This is a genomic window from Pseudomonas sp. P5_A2_2 (assembly GCF_054177685.1).
In genome coordinates this window covers 1-3216 of the sequence record NZ_JBGCUL010000516.1, presented here as the reverse complement: position 1 = coordinate 3216, position 3216 = coordinate 1, and the positions used below count along the sequence as shown (strand labels likewise).

At 57.7% G+C, this 3216-nt stretch carries 3 protein-coding genes; 1 reads left to right on the top strand and 2 read right to left on the bottom strand.

Features of this window, described 5'->3' with window-relative positions:
* Positions 1-97: 97 nt before the first annotated feature.
* Positions 98-913: a helix-turn-helix transcriptional regulator gene (locus ACXRVY_RS21485; RefSeq protein WP_223458005.1), complete on the bottom strand. Its 816-nt coding sequence runs from the start codon at positions 911-913 to the stop codon at positions 98-100.
* Positions 914-1176: 263 nt separating this feature from the next.
* On the opposite strand from ACXRVY_RS21485, the gene ACXRVY_RS21480 reads away from it, so the two are divergent.
* Entirely contained in the window at positions 1177-1449 is a 273-nt protein-coding gene (locus ACXRVY_RS21480) for a DUF1652 domain-containing protein (RefSeq protein WP_218428094.1), read from the top strand.
* A gap of 86 nt (positions 1450-1535) precedes the next feature.
* Here the strand turns inward: ACXRVY_RS21480 and ACXRVY_RS21475 are convergent.
* Positions 1536-3216 (bottom strand): UvrD-helicase domain-containing protein (locus ACXRVY_RS21475; protein ID WP_458238186.1); only part of this gene is annotated, 1681 nt, incomplete at its 5' end.

Here is a 3216-nt window from a genome sequence, read left to right as displayed (position 1 = left end):
TCGTCGAGCTGGTCCATCCACAAACTGATAGTGCGCCACGCCGGCATGCAAGACTCCACCACTCAAACTTCGATGGCGTCGATCCTAGTGCGTGGGCTCAGGGGCTGTCTTGCGCGCGTGCACGCAAAGAAATTTGTTTGACGTAGGCCTTGGGTGACTGGCCGGTGTGCTGGCGGAAGCAGCTGTAGAACGCCGACAGCGAATTGAATCCGGCAGCGAAGGCCAGCTCATCGATACGCAGCGGCGGCGTGGCGGCATCCAGCGCCGCGAGCAAGTGTTGCAGGCGCGCCTGGTTGACGTAGCGGTAGAAGCTCTGCCCCAGCACCTGGTTCAACAAGTAGGAAATCTGATTGCGGCTGTACCCGCACTCCTTCGCCACCCGTTGCAGATCGAGCTCCGGGTCTAGATACGGCTGCTGACCCTGGAAATACTGCTGCAGGTCCTCGGCCATGAAGCTCAACTGGCGAGGCGACAGGCCGAGCCGGCTGACCGCCGGGCGCTGGTTGCCGGACGTTTTGCTGCCGGGTTGTTCGTGCACCAATGAAGCATATTCATTGACCCGCCAGATCAGCCCGTCCTTGACGCTAATCGCTTCGCTGGCGCGGAACGACACCAGCCCTTCACCGCCGCGCAAGGTGATGCGGTATTGAATGAATGCGGTGTTGCCGTCCAGTCGTATGCGGTCGGAATGTTCCAGCGCTTCATCCGGATCCCGGGGCATGCTGCTGCGCACGTACTCGCGCAATTGGGCCAGGCCCATGACCCGGTTCTGGAAAAAGTCGTTGTACTGGACTTCAGGGTGATAGAGCGCCATGACGCCGTCCAGATCCCGGTGCTTCCAGCGCAAGTGATAGCGCATGACCGTCTCGCCCGTGGCCTGGGTTTGCAGGGGGCCATCATCATCGGCGTGCATTGAAAATCTCGACGGGAAAACCCCGAGCTTGCCCAACTTGCGCTTGGTCTTCAACGACTAAACGGATGAAGGCTTCTGGCCGCAAATGCGTACGAGCGTGACTGAATCAAAAAAATGGCGACAATCGCCAAATGGCCTGAAAAACCCCCACTCTTTTCACATCCGGATGCTACTTTTAAACATTGTCACTGGTTGAACCAATGAAGGTTCTTCCCTCCTACCATGAGCTAAGGGAAGYGCTCGATAATGAAGGCGGGTAACACATGAATAGAGGGTTCAGTAAGGTCACGTTTCCAAACGCCTGCCAGCTGATGCGCTGGCATTTTCATCCCATGGGTTTCGAGGCGAGCATGGACGCCCCGGGCAGCATGATTGCCCGTCTTTTTGATCGTGCCACTGGCGAGACCATGATCGCCATTGCCGGTATTCCTTGCGCCACCGTCATGAATGCTGCAGATGTAGAACTGATAATCGAAGCGGTGGAGGATGAACTTGAAGCTTTCGTTCCACCAGAAGCGTTCAGGAGTTATGCCTGAAGGCTCAGTTATAAGAAAGCCCACTTTAAGTGGGCTTTTTGTTGAGCGCTGTTCTCTGTAGGAGCTCGCTCCTACAGAGTGCCGATTCAGACGGTGATTTGGCTTTCACGATGGTCGACAAAAAACGCCTTGCCCTTGCCGATCCGGTCGGAGGCCTTGGGCATGTTAGCGGCCTGGGTGTCTTGCGCATCGACGTACCAGTAGCAATGGCTGACAGCGCGGGTAATACCCACATAGGCCAGCCGCAGGATCTCGTCCTTCTGGGCGTTGTCGTAGGGTTCGCTGTCACCGGCCTTGCCCAGGCCCGCCATCCGGTACACCTGATTCTTGTAAGGCGAACAGGTCAGGTGCTGGCAGTCGCCCAGCAGGAACACCGCATCGGCCTGGAGGCCCTTGGCGCTGTGATAGGTCAGTTGCTTGAGCCTGCGAGCCTCATGCGGCAAGCTCGAATCAACATTAACTACCGACTGAATATGCTCTTCTATCAATGACTTATCGCTGCTTTTTCGATAAAGCATCAAGATCGAATCACCCTTTCGGTAATGCTCCATCAGGCGCCGGGCCATGCCTTGGTCATCACGATCGAGCACGTTCACCGGCAGCAATGCCTTGGGTTCGCCGCTGGCCTTGGCTTTCTTCCCGGCAATCGCCGGTGCAGCGCGCACGATGTGCTCGGCGGCATCGATGATGTGCTGGTGGCTGCGGTAGTTGTCGCTGAGCATGACCTTGGTGGTGCTCGGCGACGGGAACTCCTTGTTGAACTCCATGAAGTAGGTCGGCGAACTGCCGCGCCATCCATAGATGGATTGCCAGTCATCGCCCACACAAAGCAGCGAGGAACGCTGGGCTCCACGTCCTACGTGCATGGCCGGTCCGCGACTGCGAATCTCTGCCAGGCTGGCCCTGATCCAGGAGACGATTTGCGGCGAGACATCCTGAAATTCGTCGATCATCAGGTGCGACAGCGGCCGCAGCAGTTCATCGCCGAGCAGTTTGAGGTTCTCCGGCGAATGCTCGCTGAACAGGGCAAACATCCGGTTGTAGGTCATGATCGGCGGTTTCTGATCGAGCAAGTGATCTTCCAGCGCTCGCCAGAAAAGGCTCAAGGCCTCGAAGAAGAATCGGTCGGGATCGTCCTTGGCGAAACTCATCTGGCCCACAGCGCCCGGCACATCCAGCCCGAGGTTTTCGATGAACCCGGCAGCGGCGACAAAGCAATCGAGCAACGGCGCAGAAGCGAGCTCGCCCTTGACCTTGTAATCGAAGCCCGGCCCGGCGCTGGCATCACCGGCAAGTGAGGCCAAAACACGTTTTGATGATTCGTAACTATCGAGCCATATCAATGGCTTACGGCAGAAAGCTTGAAACAGGGTGCGCTTTACTGCCCACTCTGCGCGCACCGTCAGCTTGGCGTTTGGCCGCGTGACCTGCGGGTTTTCCCGAGGGTCGAACCCCAGCACCACCCAGGCATCCAGGGACGGGATGTAGCCGTGACAATGGAATGTCGAACCGTTGATATCGAAGGACTGCCGATTCGGTTCGATACCCTTGATCGGCCAGGCACTGGCCCGAAACCACAGGTCTTCAATGACGTCGCACAGTTCTTCATCGCGTTTGGCCGCCAGTTCGGTAACGCCCATGCGTTTCTGCACATCCGGGTGGTCCCGCTCCAGCTCCTTGAGTTGCAAGGCATGCCGGGACAATGGCTTGATCAATTCACGAAAACGCTCATCGTCGCGGTGCAGGCGGTGATAGCAGGCGTTGAGC